Annotated in this window: 24 protein-coding genes; 13 read left to right on the top strand and 11 right to left on the bottom strand. The window is 68.8% G+C overall.

Annotated features, from left to right (window positions below; translation table 11 throughout):
- The first annotated feature begins 151 nt into the window (after positions 1-151).
- From ACIBQ1_RS40205 to ACIBQ1_RS40195, 3 genes are all read left to right on the top strand, one after another.
- Positions 152-1,555, top strand: a complete 1,404-nt coding sequence (locus ACIBQ1_RS40205) for a CHAP domain-containing protein (RefSeq protein ID WP_397285348.1) — start codon at positions 152-154, stop codon at positions 1,553-1,555.
- 74 nt (positions 1,556-1,629) lie between these two features.
- On the top strand, positions 1,630-3,003 hold the full coding sequence (locus ACIBQ1_RS40200) for a hypothetical protein (RefSeq protein WP_397285347.1): 1,374 nt from the start codon (positions 1,630-1,632) through the stop codon (positions 3,001-3,003).
- Positions 3,004-3,147: 144 nt separating this feature from the next.
- The gene (locus tag ACIBQ1_RS40195) at positions 3,148-4,158 is read left to right on the top strand and encodes an ABC transporter substrate-binding protein (protein WP_397285345.1); all 1,011 of its coding nucleotides are present in this window, start codon (positions 3,148-3,150) and stop codon (positions 4,156-4,158) included.
- Here the strand turns inward: ACIBQ1_RS40195 and ACIBQ1_RS40190 are convergent.
- From ACIBQ1_RS40190 to ACIBQ1_RS40175, 4 genes are all read right to left on the bottom strand, one after another.
- Entirely contained in the window at positions 4,155-4,955 is an 801-nt protein-coding gene (locus ACIBQ1_RS40190; RefSeq protein WP_397285343.1) for a transporter substrate-binding domain-containing protein, read from the bottom strand. The genes ACIBQ1_RS40195 and ACIBQ1_RS40190 overlap by 4 nt on opposite strands.
- A complete protein-coding gene (locus tag ACIBQ1_RS40185) occupies positions 4,952-6,274 on the bottom strand; it encodes a hypothetical protein (RefSeq protein ID WP_397285341.1) in 1,323 nt (440 codons plus the stop codon). The genes ACIBQ1_RS40190 and ACIBQ1_RS40185 overlap by 4 nt, the downstream gene beginning before the upstream one ends.
- A gap of 162 nt (positions 6,275-6,436) precedes the next feature.
- Positions 6,437-6,841: a hypothetical protein gene (locus tag ACIBQ1_RS40180; protein WP_397285339.1), complete on the bottom strand. Its 405-nt coding sequence runs from the start codon at positions 6,839-6,841 to the stop codon at positions 6,437-6,439.
- A 32-nt stretch (positions 6,842-6,873) separates the two neighbouring features.
- Positions 6,874-8,241, bottom strand: a complete 1,368-nt coding sequence (locus ACIBQ1_RS40175; RefSeq protein WP_397285337.1) for a DUF6745 domain-containing protein — start codon at positions 8,239-8,241, stop codon at positions 6,874-6,876.
- Positions 8,242-8,449: 208 nt separating this feature from the next.
- On the opposite strand from ACIBQ1_RS40175, the gene ACIBQ1_RS40170 reads away from it, so the two are divergent.
- The gene (locus ACIBQ1_RS40170) at positions 8,450-9,358 is read left to right on the top strand and encodes a hypothetical protein (protein ID WP_397285335.1); all 909 of its coding nucleotides are present in this window, start codon (positions 8,450-8,452) and stop codon (positions 9,356-9,358) included.
- Positions 9,355-11,238 carry a hypothetical protein gene (locus ACIBQ1_RS40165; protein ID WP_397285333.1) on the top strand — a complete coding sequence of 628 codons (1,884 nt, stop codon included), beginning with the start codon at positions 9,355-9,357 and terminating at the stop codon, positions 11,236-11,238. The genes ACIBQ1_RS40170 and ACIBQ1_RS40165 overlap by 4 nt, the downstream gene beginning before the upstream one ends.
- Positions 11,239-11,586: 348 nt before the next feature.
- Here the strand turns inward: ACIBQ1_RS40165 and ACIBQ1_RS40160 are convergent, their stop codons facing one another.
- The 3 genes from ACIBQ1_RS40160 to ACIBQ1_RS40150 all read right to left on the bottom strand — a co-directional run bounded on the left by ACIBQ1_RS40160 (position 11,587) and on the right by ACIBQ1_RS40150 (position 13,012).
- Positions 11,587-12,111: a hypothetical protein gene (locus tag ACIBQ1_RS40160; RefSeq protein WP_397285331.1), complete on the bottom strand. Its 525-nt coding sequence runs from the start codon at positions 12,109-12,111 to the stop codon at positions 11,587-11,589.
- A 367-nt stretch (positions 12,112-12,478) separates the two neighbouring features.
- Positions 12,479-12,766 (bottom strand): hypothetical protein, encoded by a 288-nt coding sequence (locus ACIBQ1_RS40155; protein WP_397285329.1) that lies wholly within the window; start codon positions 12,764-12,766, stop codon positions 12,479-12,481.
- A gap of 66 nt (positions 12,767-12,832) precedes the next feature.
- Complete coding sequence (locus ACIBQ1_RS40150; protein ID WP_397285326.1) at positions 12,833-13,012, bottom strand: hypothetical protein; 180 nt, start codon at positions 13,010-13,012, stop codon at positions 12,833-12,835.
- A 131-nt stretch (positions 13,013-13,143) separates the two neighbouring features.
- Here ACIBQ1_RS40150 and ACIBQ1_RS40145 point away from each other — a divergent pair, with 131 nt between their 5' ends.
- Together ACIBQ1_RS40145 and ACIBQ1_RS40140 are read left to right on the top strand one after the other, a co-directional pair.
- Positions 13,144-13,473, top strand: coding sequence for a PadR family transcriptional regulator (locus ACIBQ1_RS40145; protein ID WP_397285324.1), 330 nt, complete (start codon positions 13,144-13,146; stop codon positions 13,471-13,473).
- Entirely contained in the window at positions 13,470-14,048 is a 579-nt protein-coding gene (locus ACIBQ1_RS40140) for a hypothetical protein (RefSeq protein WP_397285322.1), read from the top strand. Before ACIBQ1_RS40145 ends, ACIBQ1_RS40140 begins: the two co-directional genes overlap by 4 nt.
- Positions 14,049-14,058: 10 nt before the next feature.
- Here ACIBQ1_RS40140 and ACIBQ1_RS40135 read toward each other — a convergent pair whose 3' ends face one another.
- A complete protein-coding gene (locus ACIBQ1_RS40135) occupies positions 14,059-14,313 on the bottom strand; it encodes a hypothetical protein (RefSeq protein WP_397285320.1) in 255 nt (84 codons plus the stop codon).
- A 210-nt stretch (positions 14,314-14,523) separates the two neighbouring features.
- Between ACIBQ1_RS40135 and ACIBQ1_RS40130 the strand changes: the two genes are divergently transcribed.
- Positions 14,524-14,889, top strand: coding sequence for a hypothetical protein (locus ACIBQ1_RS40130; protein ID WP_397285318.1), 366 nt, complete (start codon positions 14,524-14,526; stop codon positions 14,887-14,889).
- Positions 14,890-15,721: 832 nt separating this feature from the next.
- Complete coding sequence (locus tag ACIBQ1_RS40125) at positions 15,722-16,609, top strand: hypothetical protein (RefSeq protein WP_397285316.1); 888 nt, start codon at positions 15,722-15,724, stop codon at positions 16,607-16,609.
- Between the two features lie 176 nt (positions 16,610-16,785).
- On the opposite strand, the gene ACIBQ1_RS40120 is transcribed toward ACIBQ1_RS40125, so the two are convergent.
- Together ACIBQ1_RS40120 and ACIBQ1_RS40115 are read right to left on the bottom strand one after the other, a co-directional pair.
- Positions 16,786-17,313 (bottom strand): hypothetical protein, encoded by a 528-nt coding sequence (locus ACIBQ1_RS40120; RefSeq protein WP_397285314.1) that lies wholly within the window; start codon positions 17,311-17,313, stop codon positions 16,786-16,788.
- On the bottom strand, positions 17,295-17,561 hold the full coding sequence (locus ACIBQ1_RS40115; protein WP_397285653.1) for a hypothetical protein: 267 nt from the start codon (positions 17,559-17,561) through the stop codon (positions 17,295-17,297). Before ACIBQ1_RS40115 ends, ACIBQ1_RS40120 begins: the two co-directional genes overlap by 19 nt.
- A gap of 323 nt (positions 17,562-17,884) precedes the next feature.
- Between ACIBQ1_RS40115 and ACIBQ1_RS40110 the strand changes: the two genes are divergently transcribed.
- Positions 17,885-18,472, top strand: a complete 588-nt coding sequence (locus ACIBQ1_RS40110; protein WP_397285312.1) for a hypothetical protein — start codon at positions 17,885-17,887, stop codon at positions 18,470-18,472.
- A gap of 170 nt (positions 18,473-18,642) precedes the next feature.
- Here ACIBQ1_RS40110 and ACIBQ1_RS40105 read toward each other — a convergent pair whose 3' ends face one another.
- Positions 18,643-19,296: a maleylpyruvate isomerase N-terminal domain-containing protein gene (locus ACIBQ1_RS40105; RefSeq protein WP_397285310.1), complete on the bottom strand. Its 654-nt coding sequence runs from the start codon at positions 19,294-19,296 to the stop codon at positions 18,643-18,645.
- 118 nt (positions 19,297-19,414) lie between these two features.
- Here ACIBQ1_RS40105 and ACIBQ1_RS40100 point away from each other — a divergent pair, with 118 nt between their 5' ends.
- From ACIBQ1_RS40100 to ACIBQ1_RS40090, 3 genes are all read left to right on the top strand, one after another.
- Complete coding sequence (locus tag ACIBQ1_RS40100; protein WP_397285309.1) at positions 19,415-19,702, top strand: hypothetical protein; 288 nt, start codon at positions 19,415-19,417, stop codon at positions 19,700-19,702.
- Positions 19,690-19,974: an SDR family NAD(P)-dependent oxidoreductase gene (locus ACIBQ1_RS40095; RefSeq protein WP_397285307.1), complete on the top strand. Its 285-nt coding sequence runs from the start codon at positions 19,690-19,692 to the stop codon at positions 19,972-19,974. Before ACIBQ1_RS40100 ends, ACIBQ1_RS40095 begins: the two co-directional genes overlap by 13 nt.
- 155 nt (positions 19,975-20,129) lie before the next feature.
- Positions 20,130-21,404, top strand: coding sequence for an ABC transporter substrate-binding protein (locus ACIBQ1_RS40090; RefSeq protein WP_397285305.1), 1,275 nt, complete (start codon positions 20,130-20,132; stop codon positions 21,402-21,404).
- Positions 21,405-21,498 lie beyond the last annotated feature (94 nt).

Below are 21,498 nucleotides of genomic sequence, written 5' to 3'. Positions count from 1 at the left end.
TCCTCCCCAAGGACAAGGACCTCGTCGCATCGAGATTAAAGGTCATTTACCGGTGCGTACCAGGCTCAAGAGTTCCCTACAGCGAAGTTGGAGGGGGCGCGCCCACTCTCTCGGTGTCCGATCAGGAACGACCCCGAGATGAGGGATCACCATGGGTGACATTCGTTGCACCGGCCGGCGGCTCGCCGCGGGAGTGGCCGCCACGGCGTTCGTGGCCACCGGCCTCACGGCCGTCATGTCCACGCCGGCCTTCGCGGTGAACAGGTCCACGATCGTCTCCATCGCCCAGAGCGAGCTGAACAACGGCACACGCAACCACGAGAGCCCGATGGGCAGCGGCTGCAACTACTACACCGGTTTCTTCCGTTCTTGGAAGCCGGCGACGGGCTGCCCCAGCTCCGATGGCGTGCAGTGGCGCGACAGCGACTGGTGTGCCGACTTCGCCAAGTACGTCTGGCGCAAGGCGGGCGTGAAGCACGCCGACGTCCCCGAGGGGAGCGGCGGCGTCCTGGACGGCTGGGCGGCCTCGTTCAAGAACTACGGGACCACGTTCGGGACCTGGCACACCAGGGGCAGCGGCTACACCCCGCAGCCGGGTGACGCCGTCGTCTTCGACTGGGACCAGAGCGGCGACATCGACCACGTCGGGATCGTCAAGAGCGCCGACGGCTCCACGGTCTACACGATCGAGGGCAACAGCGGCGACAGGATCCAGGCCAACTCGTACTCGCGCTCGAACGTCGACATCGTCGGCTACAGCGCCCCGGTCGAGGGCACGGCCGGCCCCGTGGAGCCGCCGGAGGGCCGGGACTCGACGGGTTACTACAACCCGGCCGACGGCACCTTCCACCTGCGCAACGCACTCGGCGACGGCGCTTCCAGCATGGCCTGGGACACCGCGCTGGAGAGCATCCCGGGTGCGGTCGTCCTGACGGGCGACTGGAACGGCGACGGAAAAGACTCCACCGGCTACTACAACCCCGCCGACGGCACCTTCCACCTCCGCAACACCCACGACAACGGCCCCTCCAACGCGGCCTGGGACACGGCACTCGAAACCGTCCCCGGCGCCGTCATCCTGACCGGCGACTGGAACGGCGACGGCAAGGACACCACCGGCTACTACAACCCCGCCGACGGCACCTTCCACCTCCGCAACACCCACGACGACGGGCCGTCCAACACCGCCTGGGGCACCGAGTTCGAGACCGTCCCCGGCGCCGTCATCCTGACGGGTGACTGGAACGGGGACGGCAAGGACTCCTTCGGCTACTACAACCCGGCCGACGGCTCCTTCCACCTGCGCAACGCCCACAGTGACGGCCCTTCCGACCACGCCTGGGACACCGGATTGGAGAACGTCCCCGGCGCCGTCGTCCTCGCCGGCGACTGGAACGGCGACGGCAAGGACTCCACGGGCTACTACGACCCCCGCGACGGCACCTTCCACCTGCGCAACGCCCTTGACCAGGGCTCCTCCGACTACGCCTGGGCCACCGAGCTGGAGACCGTCCCCGGGGCGGTCGTCCTGACCGGCGACTGGAACGGAAGCTGAGAGCTATGACGATCAAGAAATCCGGCCTGCCCGCACTGACCTCATCGCCCGCTGACTCTCCCCGGAGCATCCCCATGAAGCGCCGTTTCCTCCTTCGCGCCGCCCTCACCGCCCTGACGCTCACCGCGGTGGCCGGGCTGTCCGTGGCCCCCGCCCACGCCGGCCCCTTACCGCCGGGCGAGATGTCCGCGGCGGCGGCCTACGCCACCGCCGCGTGCGACTCCAGGGGTGTCACCGCCTCCGACAACGCCCTGGCCACCACGCTCAACGGGAAGCTGACCAAGAAGATGGACGGGTACATGACGGGCTACCGGGTGTCGTGCGCCCGCATGGTCGTCAACACCGTCCGCGATCTGGGCCTGCACTCGCGGGCGGCGGTCATCGCCATCACCACGGTCATCGTCGAGTCGGGCCTCCAGAACATCAGCGAGGAGGTCGACCACGACAGCCTCGGCCTGTTCCAGCAGCGCGCCTCCTGGGGAACCGGGGCGCAGCGGCTCAACCCCGCGTGGGCCACGAACGCGTTCATCAACAAGATGAAGCGGGAGTACCCGAACAACGGCTGGATGAGCGCACCGATCGGGCAGGTGTGCCAGACCGTCCAGGTATCGGCCTATCCCGACCGCTACCAGACGGAGGCCAGTGACGCGCAGATCATCGTCGATCACCTGTGGCAGACGCCGGCACCGGTGGCAGGCAAGGACTCGACGGGTTACTACAACCCCGCCGACGGCACCTTCCACCTGCGCAACGCACTCGGCGACGGCGCTTCCAGCATGGCCTGGGACACCGCGCTGGAGACCGTGCCCGGCGCGGTCGTCCTGACCGGCGACTGGAACGGGGACGGCAAGGACTCCACGGGTTACTACAACCCGGCCGACGGCACCTTCCACCTGCGCAACACCCACGACGACGGCCCCTCGAACGCGGCCTGGGACACCGCGCTGGAGAGCATCCCGGGTGCGGTCGTCCTGACGGGTGACTGGAACGGCGACGGAAAGGACTCCACCGGCTACTACAACCCCGCCGACGGCACCTTCCACCTGCGCAACACCCACGACGACGGGCCGTCCAACACCGCCTGGGGCACCGAGTTCGAGACCGTCCCCGGCGCCGTCATCCTGACGGGTGACTGGAACGGGGACGGCAAGGACTCCTTCGGCTACTACAACCCGGCCGACGGCTCCTTCCACCTGCGCAACGCCCACAGCGACGGCCCCTCCGACCACGCCTGGGCGACCGAGCTCGAAACCGTCCCCGGCGCCGTCGTCCTCACCGGCGACTGGAACGGCGACGGAAAAGACTCGACGGGTTACTACAACCCCGCCGACGGCACCTTCCACCTGCGGGACACCCTCGACGAGGGTCCCTCCGACTACGCCTGGGCCACCGAGCTCGAGACCGTTTCCGGCGCGGCCGTCCTGATCGGCGACTGGAACGGCGTCTGACGCAGCGGTGAAAGGCATGGCGACCGGGAGCCTGGCCCCGGTCGCCACGCCTTTGTGCGTGCCCGCCCGTAGACGGCTAGGCGGAGATCGGTGTCGAATGGGAGCGGCACACGGGCGGGACGTCGGCGGAGCATCGGGAGAGCAATGAAGCCGTTAGCCATCGCACTGGTAGCAGTCCTGATGGCCGCGGGCTGTTCGACGCCGAGACGGGACAAGATCACGGTTGCCTGCAGCGCGAGCGAGCAATGGTGCGCGATGATGGTGAAAAGGTTCTCCGACGCCACTGGTGTGGAGGCCGACTTCGTGCGGCTGTCGAGTGGGGAGGCGCTGGACCGGATCAAGGCGGCCAGTGCCCGGCAGGAGTTCGACGTCTGGCACGGCGGTGAGGCCGCCTCCTACGTGGCGGCCAAGAGCCAGGGGCTGCTGGAGCCGTACAAATCCGAAAAATCCGGGGAAATCCGGCGGGGGTGGGCCGACAAGGAGAACGCCTGGAGCGGCGTCTACGTCGGCGTGCTGGCCTTCTGCAACAACACCAAGGAGCTGGCCAAGCGGGGCATGAAGCCGATCCGCTCCTGGCGCGAACTCCTCGACGAGCGCCTGCGCGGCGGCGTCGCCATCGCCCATCCGGCCACCTCCGGAACCGCCTACGCCGGCCTGTGGACGCAGATGGAGCTCAACGGCCGAAATCAGGACGCCGCACTCGGCTACCTGCGCAGCCTCCACCCGAACGTGCTGAGGTACAACACCGCCGGCGCCGCGGCCGCCGTGCAGGCGGCCAAGGGAGAGGCGGCGGTCGGCGTCGTCTTCTCCCATGACTGCGTCACCGCCCAGGAGCAGGGCTATCCGAACCTGCAGGTGACCTTCCCACAGGAAGGCACCGGTTACGAGCTCGGCGGCCTGGCGGTCCTGGCCGGGGCGCACAACCCCGAGAGCGCGCGCAAGTACGTCGACTGGGCGCTGAGCGGCGCGTCCCAGCGGCTGGGACCGCTGGTGAAGTTCTACGCCCTGCCCACCAACGCCGGCGTGCCGGCGCACTCCAAAGCCGTCGACCTGACGACGGTCAAGCTGGTCTCCTACGACGTGGAGGTCGCCGGGCGCGCCAAGCAGTCGCTCGTCGACCGGTTCAGCGCGGAGATCGCCAGGCCGCCCGCCTAGGAACAGCCCTCGAACTGCGGAACCGCGACCACCGACAGGTCGATGCCCGACTTGCCGAACCACTTGTCCAGCAACATGTTCGCCGTGCCGTCCTGGTACATCCGGGTGATGGCCCGGTTGAGCTCCTCGCAGCCGTCGACGTCGCCCTTGCGGAGGCCGATCGACGTGCGTTGCTCGTTGAAGGTCGCGCCGACCAGGTGCAGGTCCACGCCCGGCTTGGTGAGCAGTCCCGCCAGGATCTGGGCGTTGGTGGAGATGGCGTCGATCCTGCCGTCCTTGATCATCTCCAGGCAGACGTTGTAGTCGGGTGCGGGCACGGCGATCGCCTTGACCTGGCGCTCGTCGATGATCCGCTGGGCGATGTTCGTGCCGCGCACCCAGCAGATCTTGCGGCCTTCCAGGTCGCGGACGTCGCGGATGACGCCCTTGTCGGCCGGCCGCACCGCGATGTCCTGGAAGTCGACGTGGTACGGCCCGGCGAAGTCGATCACCTTCTTCCGCTCCGGGGTGACCGACATGTGGGCGAAGACCAGGTCGGCACGCCCGTCCGTGAGCACGGTGAGCTGGTCGCCGGCCTTGATCTCCAGCCAGCGGATCTGCTTGCCCAGCCGGGCGACGAGATCCTTGGCCACGTCGATGTTGAAGCCGTAGTACACGCCGTACTGCCCCTTGAAACTGATCAGCGGGACGTCGGAGCGGATCGCGACGATCAGCTCGTCCTTGTCCACGAGGGATTCCGGCCGCGCGGCGCCGCAGGACGTGACCAGCAGGACCAGGCAGATCAGCAGTCTTCTCACCGGTACTCCCTGAGTCGTGGCCAGATGCCGACCAGGATGAGCAGGGCGCCGGCGGTCAGCCCGGCGGGGACCCACCGCCACAGTGTCTCCAGGGCCCCGTCGCCGTTGTCGATGGCGCGTTCGAAGTCGGACTCGTAGCGCCGGATGAGCTCCTCCAGCACCTTGTCGTAGCGTTCGTAGGCCTGGGTCAGCTCGCCGTCCCAGAACTTGATCGCCGCCTCGGCCGGCATGGCCCGCATCCGCGCGTCGGCCTGCTGGAACCTCTGGTAGGCGGCGAAGACCCGGTCCCGGTCCTCGCCCGTCAGGCCACCGAGCAGGCCCTGGAAGTTCGCGTTCAGCTTGCCCTGGTAGTCGGGCAGGCTGGTGGACTCGACGGCCACGATCGTGCGGGACTTGTCCAGGAAGGTGTGCTCGTAGGTGTCCTTGCGGAAGCGGTCGAGCAAGAAGCGGCTCTGGTCTCCGTGCATGGTCTTGCTGATCGCCCGTGCTCTGGTCAGCGTGAGCACCGAGTCGAACCCGTGGCGCTTGGCCTGCTCCAGCGCCTCGCCCTGCTGGTTGAGCAGGGCCGTGCCGGTCACCAGCCCGGCCGCGGTGAGCACGGTGGCGACCATCAGGGCCGGCGCGAACACCCGGCGGAACCTGCGGGTCAGATAGGCCTGCAGGATCAGCAGGCAGATCAGCGCGAGCAGCCCTGCGACGACGACGGCCGCGCGGGCCAGCGAGGTGGTCGAGCGCTCGGCGGCGTGCGCGCGCCTGACGATCGTCCCGGTCTCCAGGGTCAGGTTGTACGCCTGCGGGAGCAGTTCGCGGTGCATGAGGTCGGTGGCCCGCTGGTAGGCCTCGACCACGTGGTCGGGCGGCTGTCCCGCGGTGTGCCCGGCCTGCACGTCCAGCAGCCGCGCCTGCGTGGCCAGCCGTTCGTAGCGGCCCAGCCCCTCGATCAGCGACTCGACCGTGCGTTGCTCGGTGGGGTCGTCCAGGGCCAGCCGGTACGCCTTGAGCAGGCTCTCGGAGATCTCCAGCCGCCGCTGGTCGTAGCCGGTCAGGTCGGCCTGCTGCTGCGGGCCGTACTCCCTGCCCAGCAGCAGGGTCTCGGCCACCAGCGCGTCCATCTCCGACATCTGCCGATACAGGCCCGTGGTGGCCAGCACCTGCGGCCCGGCGTCGTGCCCGATGGTACGCAGGCCGGAGCCCGTGCTTCCCGCGCCGGCCAGGATCGCGGCCAGCAGCAGCGCCAATGTCACCAGGGACAGGCCTGTCAGCGTACGTAACCGCCCGGAGACCGACTCCTTGCGCCGGACCGGGGGACTCGCTGTCACCGTCACCGTCATGGCCCGCTCCGGCGGGAGACGCCAGGATCGTTCGCGTGCACCGTGCCCCCTAGATCGGCTCCTCCTGGAAATCGAGCATGGCCGCGGGCGAGGCAGGTCCGCAAGAGGGGGCGGCGGCAGTCAGGGGTGGCCGGCCCCGGGCGTGCTCGCTCAATCGGCGACGAGGCGGGTGCCGTCGGCCTGCTCGCGCTGGCGCCGCAGCTCGTAGGTGCCCGGTGCGATGCCGGTGAAGGCGTGTTCGGGGTGCGCGAGGTAGGCGACCGCGTCCTCCGCGACCGTCAGCACGCCGAGCACCAATCCGCCGCCGAAGCGCTCCGGGGTGAAGAACGCCTTGCCGGAGGCGAGCAGGAGGTGGGTGTTGGCCTGGGCCTGGCCGCGGACGATCGGGACGCCCTCCTTGGGGACGGGGGTGCGGGCCGGATCCCGGTTGGCCGGTACGACGGCGACGTCGCCCTGGAACTGCAGGCCGTCCAGGATGGGGATCTCGGCCTGCCGGTCGAGGTGCTCGTCGACGGTGATGCCGAAGGTGGCGATGGCCTGTCCGATGGTGAGCATCTGCTCGGGCTCCTTCTGCCGGTGGGTGGGGGTCAGGATCGTCGTTGTGCCGTGGCGTACTGGGCCGGGGTGAGGCCGTAGGTCCAGGCGGCGGCCTGCAGGGGGTCGGCGCAGTCGGCGGGGACGGTGAGGCCGAAGCGGCGGCGGGTGCCGTCCCGTTCGACGGTGCCGTTGGTGCACAGCAGGACCCGCACGTGCGTGGTGTAGACGCCTTCGGGGACGTCGTGCAGGGTGAGGGTCTGGCCGGGGTTGCCGGGGTCGGGCACGGCGGTCCCGACCTGGGCCAGGCCGGCCTCGGCGATGAAGCGGTCCCAGCCGCGGCGTTCGATGGCGCAGCGGCGGATCTCGGCGTTGGTCTCGCGGAGGATCTCGTCGGCGGTGAGGGTGTCGTCGATGACGGCTCGGGTGACGTGGGTGCCGTGCCAGAAGTACAGCCCGAACCCGTCGTCCCAGCCGGCCGCGGGGCCGTCGGCGCGGTGCGCCCGGTACCTGCCTGAGTCGTCGTCGCCGACCTGCTCCAGGTGCAGCTCGGCCGGGCGCGGGCAGAGCATGACGAAGTCGCGGAAGGGCCACCACCACCAGCCGGCGGGCGCGAATCGCGCCGCGGCTGCCTGCTCCGCGACGGACGCCCACGACGGGTCCTCATCGCCCGGCGGGACCGACTCCGGCCGGAAGTCGCCCGGCGGGATCGCGTCCGATCCGGAGCCTGGCGGCGGGGCCGCGTCCGATCCGGAGCCCGGCGGCGGGGCCGCTTCCTGTCCGAGGCAGTCGACCAGGGTCAGCCAGGTGTCGGACCGCTGGCCCGGCAGGTGGGCCCGCCAGAGCCGGCGCACCTCGCCGCGGATCGTGTCCTGCCGCGGCCCGCCCACCGCCGCGTCCACCGCCGCCCGCACGGCAGCGTCCGACGCCTCGGCGACCGTGGCCAGCACGCCGGCGAGCACGCCCCGGCTCATGTCTCGGGCGGGCGGGACGTGCGCGGTGTCCCGCACCGCCGCGGCCTTCGCGGACTTCATCGTCGCGTCGATCTCGGCGTGCAGGGCGGCGGCCGCCGCGCCGTGCACCGGATCCCTGACCGCGCCGTCGGCCACGGCCCGCACCGCGGCGCGCACGGCGTGGCCGACGGTCTGGCCGGCGGTGTCGTCCACCGCGCGGTAGACGGAGTCCAGGACGCGGGTGTTGCGGTGACCGGTGCTCAGACAGGCGGCGATCGGCGCGGCGAACGCGCCGACGAGCGGTGAAGGCACCCACACGACCCGTTCCGGGAACGGGACCCCGATCTCCCGGTAGCAGGCACGGGCGGCGGACTCCCACGCGCGCCTCTCGGCGGCGGTGTCGTGCCGGGGCGTGCGCGCCGCCTCCCGTTCTTCGGCTGCCGAACGGGGTGGACCCGGTGGATTCACGATGGAGACCTCCAGCTGAGGCGGCCTCCGGCTCAGCCCGGGGACGCCGCGATGAACACCGTGCCGCGTGGACCGTCCACGCCGGTGATCATGACCAGGCGCAGCACGATACCCGCCCGTTACGACAATTCGCGGCCGTTCTCCGACAGCGGGCGTCGCCCTGACATCACGGCTTGACACATCTGCCGATCTCCGTACATTCGTACAAATGCAAGAGACCGCCGTCGAAGACGCGTTACGGGCTCATCCCGACGACCTCGCCGCGTGGCGGGCCTACAGCGACCGGCTGCTGGAGCGGGGCGACGCCAGAGGCACGCTGATCCGCCTCGAACAGCGCCTGGCACGCACCCGCCCCGCCGACCGCCCGGCCGTTGAGCGCGAGATCGCCGACCTCGTCGCGGAGCACGAGGACGGATGGGACGACGGGTTGCCGGCGACGGCGCTGGTGCTCTCCCGCCGGTACGGCTTCGCCACGGAGGTGGCCGTCCAGTGGTCCGATGACGTCCGCGAGGTCGTCGAGCAGGTGCTGCGCGACCGGTTCGTCACCACGCTGCGCATCACGTCGGACGCCCCGGCCGAGGAGGAGTGGGACGACGACGAGGTGGACTGGGTCGTCGCGGAAGAGAAAGGGCACGAACCGCGCCCTGGGCGGCTGGACGTGAAGGTTCTCGACGGACTGGATGCCGGACGGCTCGCCGTGCTCGACCTCTCCTATCTGGATCTCGGCCCCGACGGCGCCGAACTCCTCGCCACCTCGCTCCGCGCGGACCGGTTGCGGGAGCTGGAACTGCGGTACTGCCGGATCGGTGACGCGGGTCTGGCGGCCCTCGCGGCGTCCCCGCACCTGGGCGGACTGCGTCGCCTGTGTCTGCAGCGCAACCGGGTGACCGCCGAGGGCGTGCGTTCCCTGCATCGGTTCGCGCAGCTGACCGAGCTCGACCTGAGGTACAACAGGATCGGCCCGGCGGGCGCGGAGGCCCTGCTCGCCGCGCCGTTCGCCGGGTCCCTCGAACGGCTGTGGCTGTACGACTCCGATGTGGGCCAGGACGGCGTGCGGAAACTGGCGCACGCCGAGAATCTTCCGTCGGGGCTGCGCGGCTTGTGGAGGTGCGTGTGAGCATCGAACTTCGGGATCGTTTCTTCGTCCTGTCGGCCGGGGACGTGCCCGCCGAGGAGACCGACCGCTATCGGGCGGAGGTGGACGCGACCGACGCCGAGCCGGCCGCGACGGTGGACGGACTGGACATTTCCTGGCATCCGTCGGCGCGGTTCAAGGCGGTGCGGTTCATCGACGCCGAGCGGATCGACGAGCGGGTACGCGATCTGTTCGCCCGGCCCAGCGCGGACGCGCCGTACCTGGCGGCGGTGTTCGTCGATCCGCACGAGTTGTCGTTCCGCACGTTCGAGAACATCGTCCCGCTGGACCGCCTCTTCGAGGACGTGCCGCTGGAGGCGGAGCTGGTCGGGCGGACGGAGCACGCGGAGGGCGTGTTCTCGTTCTCGCTGCGGTTGCCGGCGGAGGGCCGCGCCCGGCTGGCGCAGCTGGACGAGCTGAAGTTGTACGTGCCGCCGCTGAACGCCGTGTCCCGGGGCGGCGAGCGGTTCATCTTCCACTCGGCGCCGCTGGCCGAGGCGTTGAGCGCGGCGGTGGCCGAGGCGTTGCCGCCGGTGGCGGCGGAGGGCTTCTCGCATGTGAACCCGGTGTTCCGGTGCAACCGGTTCGAGCCCGGTGACGCGAACTTCCACCGGCATCGGGACACCCCGTACTACGACGCGGCGCGGCGGCACATCTCCCGGTACACGGTGCTGCTGTACCTGACCGGCGGCACGGGGTCGCCGGCGCTGGATCTGGTCGGCGGCACCGCGCTCGGCGAGATCGGCGAGTTCACGTGTGTGATCTTCGACCAGCGGTACGAGCACGAGGGCGCCCCCTACCGCGACGGCCGCAAGGTGTTCCTGCGTACCGAACTCATCTTCACCGCCGACGAGGTCACCGAGGCGCCGGAGATCGGTGAGCTGTTCAGCAAGGCGTGCTACCTGACGGGTGAGAGCGTGTTCGCGCCGGAGCTGGCCCGGCACGCCGACGCCTACTACAACCAGGTGGCGGCGGCCCACTGGAACGGCTGGGGCGACGGTCCCGCCCGCGAGACCTTCGTGCACAAGGAGTTCCGCGGGGTGCACTTCGTGGCCAACGGCTACGACTTCTGGTTCGCCAAGACCGACGCGTTGTCTCCGGCGGAGTGCGCCGCGCTCACCCTGCTCGACTACTTCAACTGCAAGATCGGCGACACGGCGTTCCGGGCGCTCTGCCGGACGGAGGTGATCGAGTCCGACGGCACCGGTTGGATCCCGGAGTTCCTGCGGGCCAGGCGGGGCGGGTCCGCCATGACGCGGGTGGACAAGTCCGCGTTCTTCCCCGAGCCGGAGCGGCCCGACGGCAGGACCTGCTGCCCGTTCCACTACTCCGGACGCTACGACCCCACCCGCCACGACGAGATCGTCGATCTCTACACCGAGGCGCAGTCCTTCGCCAAGGCGCACATCCTGCCCGCGCCGATCCTCATGCTCGGGGAGGACGTGGCCCTCGACCCGGACCGGTTCGTCATCCAGGACAACCTCATCCACGTGCTCGGCAAGGGCGCGCTCAAGCCGGTGAACTTCGCCGCCTGCTGGAACGACGAATCCATCCCCGAGGACTACGTGGTCGTAGCGGCCAAGGTCGGCGTGGCGCAGTTCCTCGTCCCGCCCATCATGTACGCCGAGTCCGACGGCTGCTACCACCTCACGTTCGACTTCTTCCGCAACTCGTGGATGGTCGACCACCAGCGGGCCACCATCCCCATCCCGAGGATCACCGAGGACGACTGGGCCGACCCGGACGAGAGCCGCGCCTGGCGGCGCTCGGTGGACGACTCCCTCATCGACGACGAGCACCCGCTGCCGCCCAGTGACCTGTGGGACGACGAGGAGGACGACTGGGACGAAGAGGACGACTGAGGCGAGCAGGTCCGGGCCGTCGGGCCGGGAGCCTCCCGCCCGGGTTGCGCGCTCCCCGAGAGCACCTTGGCCAGGACTCGGGGTCGATCCCGGACAGGACGGCGGGACGGTCCAGGTGGACGATCACGACGGTGCACACCCGGGCGGCGATCCGCTTCCTGCGATTTCCCTCCTGCTCGCTCCTTGCATCGCCCTGACAGCTTCGCATCGGTTTCGTCCGACTTATGCATAGAGAGGTCGCTATAGCGCACTTTTTCAGCCTAATTCGCTCGAAATGGTGCGACCATTGAATGCCGTGCCCGGAAAGTCCCCCCGGGCACGGCATTCATCATCGGCAGCTCGGGAGACTCACATCCGGGTGAGATCGATGAATTCGGTGCAGTTCTCAGGCCAAGCCGGCGCCGTTCTCGAGCCTGGGGTCGGGAAGACCGTGCACCTGCTCTGGGCCACCTTGCCGCGTTCGTTCAGTACGGTGATGTGCACGGTGGTGCCTTCATCGGGCGCGGCCAGGGAGATGTCGACCAGGCGGCCGAAGTTGCGCGGCAGCAGCTCGCTCAGGTCATGCCATTGGGGCGTCGTCCGCGGATCCCTGACCGCGATCCTGCTGTCGCGGATGATCCCGATGAACTTGGTGGGCGGCCTCTTGGGGTCGTCCGGATCGCCCTGGAAGGCCGTGTCGACCGCGCGGGTTGTCTTGTCGTCCGACCTTGGATCGGTGGCGCGATTGCTTACGGGTGTCGCCTTGTTGTCCGCCATACCGTGAACGGCGGTGACGTCCGCCGACGCCGGAAATGTAAGAGTCGCGAATCCACTGACCGCCGCCGCTGCCAGAGCAAAGGCCAGCGCGCTCTTGGTGCTTCGGTGATGAATCATCTGTTCCCCCTATGGGTCTGATTCGGAAGAATCGGACTTATTGCCACATCACCATGATGGTGCGAGCGTGAGGTACCCACTCCATGGCGGGATAACTCACGCGAGGATCGGCCTGGAGAAAAAGATGGAAATAATAAAAACAGGTGATTATCGAATGCCCTTTTCTCGGGCAGCCGGGGTCATCCGCGACGAGCCCGCCGAGCCCAGGGGGCTGCCACGGCTTCCTGTTCAAGCACGCCAAGGCGTTCACCACCGAGATGACCCACCCAGCGCAACTGAGACGGACGCATAACATCCATCGGGCCCTTCCCTCGCGCCATGGTGCCGGTCAGGTTGCCGGGCCTTTCGCACAACCCGGTGGCTGGTGCTACAGGCATCCCTCGCGCATCGTCCCGTGTGACGACGCGACGTCGTACACCCAGTCCGGCCGCAGCCGGTCGAGCACGTCATAGTGACAGGTCACGGCCACGAGCCGGCGACCGCCACGGCGTACGCTTTCTGCGGTCCACCACAGAGGTGAACTCGTCGATGACGACCGGGCCAGACCCGTGCGGAACGCTTCCCCGTTCGACAACGTGCTGAAAGGCCGCACCCACTCCGGCGGCGAGTTCAGCCCGACTGCGCCCAGCAAGGCCACGACGTCCTTGACGCTCATGCGCTTCGGGAAGTCGCCGACCAGCGCCCGGTCCGTCCACTCCTGCGCGCCGACGAGGGCCTCCGGTCACAGCATGCGCGTGATCGTCGACTTGCCCGCCCCGCTGGGGCCGACGTTCCACAGCCGCTCTTCGATGGGCAGGCGCACGCTCCACGAGCCGGCCGGCTTGTCGTCGAACATGCCCTGGAGCCGCAGGACACGCGCACTGCGCTTGATGGGGGACGACAGCGTGATCTCGGCGTGCACTGCACCTCCTGGAAGAAGTTCGCCGAGGACCGCACGCGCCTTATTTCATCTAGGTACGATAGCAGTATGGCATCCCAGAAGGGGGACATGATTTGGGGGGTCTCGAAAGAATCACGCAACCCACGCTGGACGTGCTCGAAACCCTCGTGCGTGCCCACGACGACAACGAACCGATCCACGGATGGGCGATCATGAAGGCGACCGGGCGCGCAGGCCCTACCGTGTACAAGGTGCTCGATCGCCTCGAAGAGGCTCGATGGGTCACCGGCGAATGGGAGGCACTGGCTCATGACCAGCCAGGCCCTCGACGCCGCTTCTATCGACTGACCGGAGAAGGGGAACGCGCCGCCCGGGCTCTCCTGGCACAGCGTCGCCCCGCTACTTTGATGCCGCCGCGTCCCGCGGCCGGCTCTGCTCTCCTCAGCTGGTTCCATGGCGGGCCGGCAGGCGATGCTCGATGACCGGCATCGATATCATCCTCGGGGTCGTGCTTGGCCTGCTGGTCAACGAGATGTGTGACATCTCGCCATGGCTGGCGCGCGGGCTCGTACGATGGGCCGCTCGCGTGCAGTACGGAGCAACGGATCGGGCTGCGATTCGAAGCGAGGAGCTTACTGCGCTGATCAACGAACGTCCGGGCAAGCTGTTCAAGCTCATGACCGCTCTGACGTTCGCCATAGGCGCCGCGCTGGTCCGCGTGAGCGGCCGCGTATCAGCTGTGCGGCGTGCCCTGCCACTTGTTCTCGCGCTCCTCCGATCGTGGGTCCCGATCGGTCCGTTACGCCGATATTCCGTGAGCGATGGCGAAACAAGCATCGACATGGAGTTCAGGGGCAACGAAAGGGGTCGCCGGTTGGTGGAGCAGTACTTGCGGGGCGTGCTGAACGACTTCCCAGCCCTTGGAGGTCCCGGTGAGACCCTGACGGCGCAGTCACGCGGGTTGGGACTGACACTTACATCAACGCCCGAACCTGCCAGCCCTCACCCGCCAGACGCTCCAGAAGACGGGTCCGCTCCTCCTCGGATTCGCAGGTGACGATGATGCCCTACACCTCGGGGCGTACGTCCTCGTCGGCGTCGCCCGGCTCGGGCAGCGCCTCCTCGCGGTCTCTGCTGTCCGTTCCTGCGCTGGCATCGGCCAAGTCGTCATCGGTGTAACCGGCCGCGAGCAGCAGGTCCGGGTCGACGTCGCGCACGCCGGCGAGCATCCGCTCTTTCCAGCCTCCGCGCCCGGTGAGCCGGTTGTTGGCGACCAGGTACGCTTCGGCGTCCGCGTCGCTGCGAGATGACCAGCCGCGCACGATCGGCGGCAGCCATGTGCCGTCGTCGTCGACCAGGATCCCCTCCGGCGGGGACTCCGTTGGTGTACGGCTGGCCGGGCTCGAACCGCTTGGGAGGCAGGTTGCCCTGCGGATCGGGGCGGACGCCGAGCGCGTCGTCGGCGCCGGCAAGGGTGATCAAGGGGTTGATCGCTGTGGACCCATGGCTTGCCTGGCTGAAATGGTGGGCCCATGAGCGATCCCGAAACGCCGCTCCCACCGCCAAGCCGTGAGGATGTGGCTGCTCGATGGCGAGCGCTGGCAGCAGGTGAGGTGACCCGTGAGGCCGTGCATGCATGGGCGGCTTCCTGGGTGGAGGGTGAGGGGGCATCCGCCGACTGCCCTCCCTTGGTCCTCACGGCTCTGCAGTACCTGCATGGGTTCGATCTTTGTCGTGATCCAAGCCGTCCCGGCGTCGTGTGGCACGGAACCGCCGGCGAAGGCGGATGGGTTCATTCGCTCGACGACATCCGTGATGGACTCGCCCGCTGGCAGGAGAAGTGCGAGCTCAACGATGCGGATCCGCAGGGTTGTACGTCAGCAGGCAAGGGCCCTTGATCATCCAGGCCCGCAGCGCCCGCATTGCGAGCGAGCAGACCTGGCGCCTGACGTAACTGGAACTCGCAAAGCTTGTCATCGATGATCCTAAGCTGGTGCAGTTCGAGGGCCAGAACCGGCGCGACTGGTCGTCGATGAGCCGCCGCCGACGGCCATCACGGCCGATCCCTCGCGGTGCTTCTCTCCCCGGCGCAGCGCCCTGAGAACTGGTACTACGGCGCGTACCTGGGCAGGACACGCGCGAGCGGCAGGGCTGACGCGGGTCCTCTGTCGTGGTGCGGGAACGCGGTCTTCCATGGCTGGGCCATGAGAAGGGCGTCGTCCGGGGTCTGCATCGCCGCAGCACGCAGGTCCTCATGACGCCGGCGTACGGGACTGTACGATCTTCGCCTTTGTGCCACGCCGCAGGCCACCGCGTTCACCGCCGCGCCGGGCAAGCACAATCCGGCCCCCATGCCGGCTCTGATGCTCGCACTGGTCGCCACAGCTCCGCCGCGGAGGGTGGCACGCCCAGCCGCTCCCCCTTGGTGAGGCCGGAACCCTCGTCTTCCTCGTACTGTTCGTACGCCGTGACGCCGAATTCGAGCCCGTGGCCGGCCCTGCCCAGCCATTTGCCGGCCTTGCTGAGACGCCTTCCCGCCCTCGGTGACCTCACTGAGCCGTCCTTCGACGTGCCACTCCAAGCTCTGGTCGCTGCGGCTCAGCGTGTTGCCGAGAGCTGATTCAACACCGCTGGTTGGTCGTGCACCGCCCTGACCTCCTCGAACGACCCGCACCCCAAGGGATCGGCCCCCGGTGTAGTTTGTGGCTGTCCCGATTTGTCAGGAGAAGTATGGTTTCCGGCCGGTCCAGAGTGCTGTTCGTCACCGACCTCGCCTACCAGGCGAAGGGGCGGCGCTACTGCGACGAGGACATCTTCCTGTCCTCCCGGCTCCGGGAAGACTTCGACATCGCCCTGTGCCACCCGCTGGACGCGGCCGCGCTGATGGACGCCTTCGACGCGGTCGTGGTACGCAACAGCGGCCCCGTCCTGCACTACCGGGACCGGTACGACGTCTTCCGCGAGCAGGCCGCCCAGCGCGGCACCCGCGTCTACAATCCCTTGACCGGCCGGGGCGACATGGCCGGCAAGCAGTACCTACTGGATCTGACCGCGGCCGGGCACCCGGTCATCCCCACCGTCGACCGGCCCCAGGACTTCGGTCGCCTGCCCGAGGCCGGCCAGTACGCGGTCAAGCCCAAAGCTGGTGCCGACTCCATCGGCCTGGAGTTCGTCACTCGTGACCGGCTCACCGACCTCACCCACGCCTCCGACGGCGACCTCCTGGTCCAGCCGCGCATCGACTTCCGCTACGAGGTGTCGTTCTACTACGTCGACGACACCTTCCAGTACGCCCTGTACGCTCCCCGTCCCGACCAGCGGTGGGCCCTGGAACCGTACGAGCCCACCGAGGCCGACCTTGACTTCGCCCAGGGCTTCGTCGACTGGAACACCATCGACCACGGCATCCAACGCGTCGACGCCTGCCGCACCCAGGACGGCGCCCTCCTCCTGGTCGAGCTGGAGGACCTCAACCCCTACCTGTCCCTGGACCTCATCCCCGACCAGACCCGCGACGCCTTCGTCACCAGCATGAAGGCATCCCTTCGCCGATTCCTCGCCACTCCGGCCGGGCACGGGCTCGGCCGGAAGGCGACCGCCGTAGCAAGGCCGTCATAACCGGCCCACACGAGAACGTCATCGTCTCCCGCGCGACCGGCAAGCTTGACCATCAGACCGCGGGACTGCTGCACCGCCTGGCCGCCGGCCCAGTCCTCCGGCCCTGTTCTTGTCCCAGCGCCACCCCGCGCACCAGGATCCCGTCAGCCGCGTTGCCGGGGTCTTTCGCTGTGGTGTCACCGATGCCCGATGGAATCTAGCCAAGACGCGGACGAGTGCACGGTGGTGAAGCGAAACACCTGTAAGGGAGCAAAGCGGGGATCATGGATGCGCTGCTGTATGTCCGCTCGTCGCGTCGCATGCTGGGACCACGCCCACCATGCGGGGTGGTCTCGCCGGAACCATTCCGCCACGGTCTCCCTGTTCCCGTTGAAGATCGGCTCGCGCAGAAGTGTTCTGCGCAGTGACCGCCGCAGGATCCGGGGCATGATGACGCGCCGTGGGTAGTCCAGCCATACGACGGTGTCGGCATGTTCCCACAGCAGGTCACGGACTTCCGGGTAGCCGTACGAGTCGAAGACCCAGGCCCGTGTGCGGGCGATCTCTGCGACCTGATCGGGAAACCGCTCGTTCACGGCCCAGCCGGGACCGGCGAAGTACAGGGCGTCCATCTCGTGCCAGGGCACGGCGAGTCGGCTGCTCAGAGCCCGCGCCATGGTGGATTTACCGGCCCCGCTGATACCCACTACGAGGATGCGCTGCATCCATGCAGGCTAAGCCCTGTGCGTGGCGGAGCGAACGCGAGGTCGCGCGCCCGGCCCCGCGACCAGAGGACTGCCCCTTTCACCGGCACTTGGTCCGCGCCCCTCAGCCGGTGAGGACGACGTCGGCCGGCTCGCCTCGCGAGGACACCCCGAGCTTGGGGAACGCGCGGTAGAACCGTCCGCACGCTCAGGGCGAGCCGTTCGGCGATCTCCCGGTTCGTCCGGCCCTGCGCGGCCAGCCGAACCACCTGGAGCTCCTGCGAGGCGAGGGCGTCCTGCGCCGACTCCAGGAAGACTCCCACCGACTGACCGATCAGCGGAGTTTGCTCGTCGAAGGGTTCTGGATCCTGCCCGGCGCGGGCATGGGACAGGGCCTCGCGGCAGGTCGGGGTTGCGAAAGTCCGTTCAGGATGCCGCCGTCGCGCGGACAATGAGGTGACCTTTCCTGATCGCAGGAGGAGCAGTGCCGTTGACGACACCTCGCATGCGCTTCCCACGCCCGCGTCGCGTCCGAGCCACCCACTCCCACGCCAAGCCTCCCGCCTTTGCCCGTGCCGTGACTCTGTGCCTGGTGTTGAGCGCGTGGCCCGCCGCCGGGTGCAGCGACGGGCAGTCTGTCGCTCCTGGCGGCTCACCGCCTCCGCCGCCCGCCGCAACCTCACCGGCGGCCCAACCTCAGGGCTCGGCGGCCCCGGCACAGGCCGACTTCAGCCTGGTCGTGCAGAACGACTGCTTGGCCAACCGGCCGTCATGGGCCGAGGTTGCCTGCGATGACGATCAGGCGGTCGCCAGGGTCGTCGGGCTGGGACTCGTGAGCAACCCCGTGGGCGCTGGGTCGGCACTTGCCTCCTGCCCCGCCGACACCGACGAGGTCCTCAACCGGCCCGACGGCGGCGGTTACTACTGCCTGCGTAGCCTGCGCCCACCGCACCGCTCCCGGCCAGGGCTGGGTGGCGGGATCGTCGTCGTCGGGGACTGCCTGATCAAGCATTCCGCCAACTACGTCGAGATACCCTGCGCCGGCGGCGGGCAGCGCCCCGAGTACAAGGTCGTCGATATCAACGAGCGCAAGGAAGGCCCCTGCCCCAAAGACAAGGGCCGCGTGCGGTTGTCGCCCGACAGGCTGGGCCTGAAGACCTACTGCGCCAAGCGCCTATGACAACCAGACCCTGCCACGCTCGGCGACCAGCGCCCCGCACGCCTGAGGGTCTGTGTCGCTCACATCTCGGGGATCGATCATGGTGGCGACCGCCGTGCCCTCCATGTCGCGGGTGACGCCTTCGTGCTTCGGCTCACATGTCGCCCCGGCGGCTCCTCAAGGCTGAACGTTCACTCCGAGGTGACCCGTACGCCCTCCGTGCCGTACCAGCGCCATTCGGTGAGTCGCGGGCGATCGGGGAGTGCCATGCGTCCGGTGGCCCACAGCAAGGTCTCCCAGGCGTCGGCATCGACGGTGACATGGGGGAAAAGCCGCTTCAGGACCCGCTCGCACAGCTCTCTCGGCGGCGACCACTCCAGATTCAGCCCCTCGGCGACGTCATGGGTGTGCACAAGGACCTCGACCACGGCCATCGCGGCGAAGCCCGCTGGATCCGAGGGCCCGAAGACGTGGTACGAGACGGTGGTCGAGGGGGCAGTGCGCAGGACGGACGCGAGCACGCCGCCGCACGCCTCCAGAATGGTCATGAGACCCTCGGGGCCCCCGGCCCGGTCGACGAAGATGACGTTCGCGGGTCCGCCGCTTCGGCCGCTGCTCGTCCGGAACGGCAGCAGCCCGGTCGTCGGCGGCTTCTCGAGCCCGAACCTCGCGGCGTAGGTGAACAGGTCATCGGCCAGATGTTCGAGCGTCTCCCAGCACGTCCACTCGAGTGTTCCGGCCTTGGCCTCCCAGTCCTCGGGATCCGCGTCCCTCAGGGCCTCGACGGCCAGAGCGACGACTCGACGCACGTCCTCTCCGCCTACCGCGGTGTCTGCGCTGTGCATGCGGAGGATCGTAACAACGGCCGACACGCCTGCGGACCCTGAACGTCAGTCGCCGTACGCCCGTTCCCGCGTGGTGAGCGTGTCACGAAGCGGCGATGGGAGGATCGCAGCCGTCCGCATGGGGGAAAGCCGCGTGCTCGTGGTGCACGGCGCGCCGGGAGTCGGAAAGTCGGCGCTGCTGCAGTACGCGGAGAGCAAGGCCGCGGACGCCCACGCCCTGCTGAACTCGGTGACGCACGTCCGGATCGATCAGCACATCCGCGATCGGTTCGTGGCCGAGACCAGGGGCAACCCGCTCGCCCTGCTGGAACTGCCGCGCGAGCCGGCCGTGACCCGGATGGCGGGCGGGTTCGGGCTCCTGGACGCCGACACGCTGCCTGGCCGGGCAGCAGCGTGTACGGCCTGACCAAGGTCGGCCTGAACGCGTTCACCGAATCGCTTCGCCAGGAACTGCTCGGCGAGCACGTCCGGGTCAGCGTGGTGGAGCCGGGCACCGTGGACACCGAGCCGGTGAACCACCTCAGCGACACCACCCGGGACGTGGCCCGCCGGCAGTTCGACGGGGTCGAGGCGCTGCGGCCGGAGGACCTCGCGGACGCGATCAGCTACATCGTCACGCGGGAGCGGCGGGTGGCCGTCAACGAGATGCCGGTCCGTGCCGGCGACCAGACCTGGTAGCCGCGAGACGAGCGGCGGCCGCGACGACTCCTCAGCCTCAACAGGTTCCGGCGAACTCCCCTGCCCCGATAGTCTTGCGAGATTCTTTGACTCCGGTCTGTGGAGTGACCGCCCCAGGGCCGAAACCGGTCCTGCACCCCCCAGGAGGTAGAGCCGTGGGCTCTGGCAGGAAGATGTGGACGGCGGCGTTGCTGGCCACTGCTGTGCTGGTGAACACCTCGGCCTGCGGCAGCGGAAGCGCCAGCGGTGAGGTCAAGTTACGTTTCTCCTACTGGGGCAGTGGCGCGCGGCAGAAGATGACGCAGGAGGCGATCAAGAAGTTCGAGGCCCAGAACCCGAACATCGACATCGAGGAGGAGTTCTCCGACTTCGGCAGCTACTACGAGAAGCTGGCCACGAAGGTCGCCGGCGAGCAGACGCCCGACGTCATCACCCTTGAGATCCGCGGCCTGCGCGAATACGCCGACCGCGGCACGCTGGCCGACCTGTCCAGCACGGTCGACACCGCCGACCTCGACGGCAAGGTGCTGGCCACCGGTGCCATCGACGGCAAGCAGTACGCCATCCCCACCGGCGTCAACGCCTGGTCCCTGGTCGTGGACCCGAAGGCGGTCAGGGACGCGGGGCAGAGCCTGCCCGACGACACCAGGTGGACCTGGGAAGAGTGGGTCGGCTTGGCGGCGAAGATCACGGCGCGGTCCGGCGGCAAGGTCTACGGCACGCAGCAGGCCTTCAACCCGGCGTTCCTGCAGATCTTCGCCGCCCAGCGGGGCGAGACCCTGTACAAGGGCAACAAGATCGGCGTCTCGCCCAACACGCTCAAGGCGTGGTGGGCCATCCACCAGAAGCTGATCAGGACCAAGGGCTCTCCCGACGCCGCCAAGAGTCTGGAGCTCGCGGCCCAGAGCGAGGACCGGTCGCTGTTCGCCACCGGCACCGGCGCGATGGGCATGTGGTGGAGCAACCAGCTCGGCTCGATCAGCAAGGCGTCGGGTGGCAGGCAGGTCGACCTGCTGCGGATGCCGAAGGTGCCGGGCGCCGCGGCGGGCGGCATGTTCCTGCAGCCCGCGATGTTCTACACCGCCGCGGCCAAGTCCGAGCATCCGGCCGAGGCGGCCAAGTTCATCGACTTCATGATCAACGACCCGGGAGCGGGTTCGATCATCCTCAGCGACCGCGGCCTGCCGGCGAGTTCCAAGGTGCTGGCGGCGGTCAGGGACAAGCTTCCGGAGAGCGACAAGAAGACGCTGGCCTTCCTCGACAAGATCAAGGGCGAGCTCACGGACTCGCCCGCCGCCCCGCCGAAGCGCGCCAGCGCCATCGAGGCCATCCTCACGCGGTACACGAACGAGGTTCTGTTCGGCCGGATGACCCCTGATCAGGCCGCTCAGAAGCTCATCACGGAGGCGAACGCCCTCATCGCCGGCTAAGTGGTGCCGCCTGGAAGTCTCTCCGGGGTTGACGGACCGAGACTGATCATGCCTCAGCGTCAGGAGTCGATGCTGGTGACGTAGAGATCGCAGA

Source organism: Nonomuraea sp. NPDC050153 (assembly GCF_044460125.1).
Lineage (GTDB): Bacteria > Actinomycetota > Actinomycetes > Streptosporangiales > Streptosporangiaceae > Nonomuraea.
This window is presented reverse-complemented; position numbering and strand designations above follow the sequence as displayed.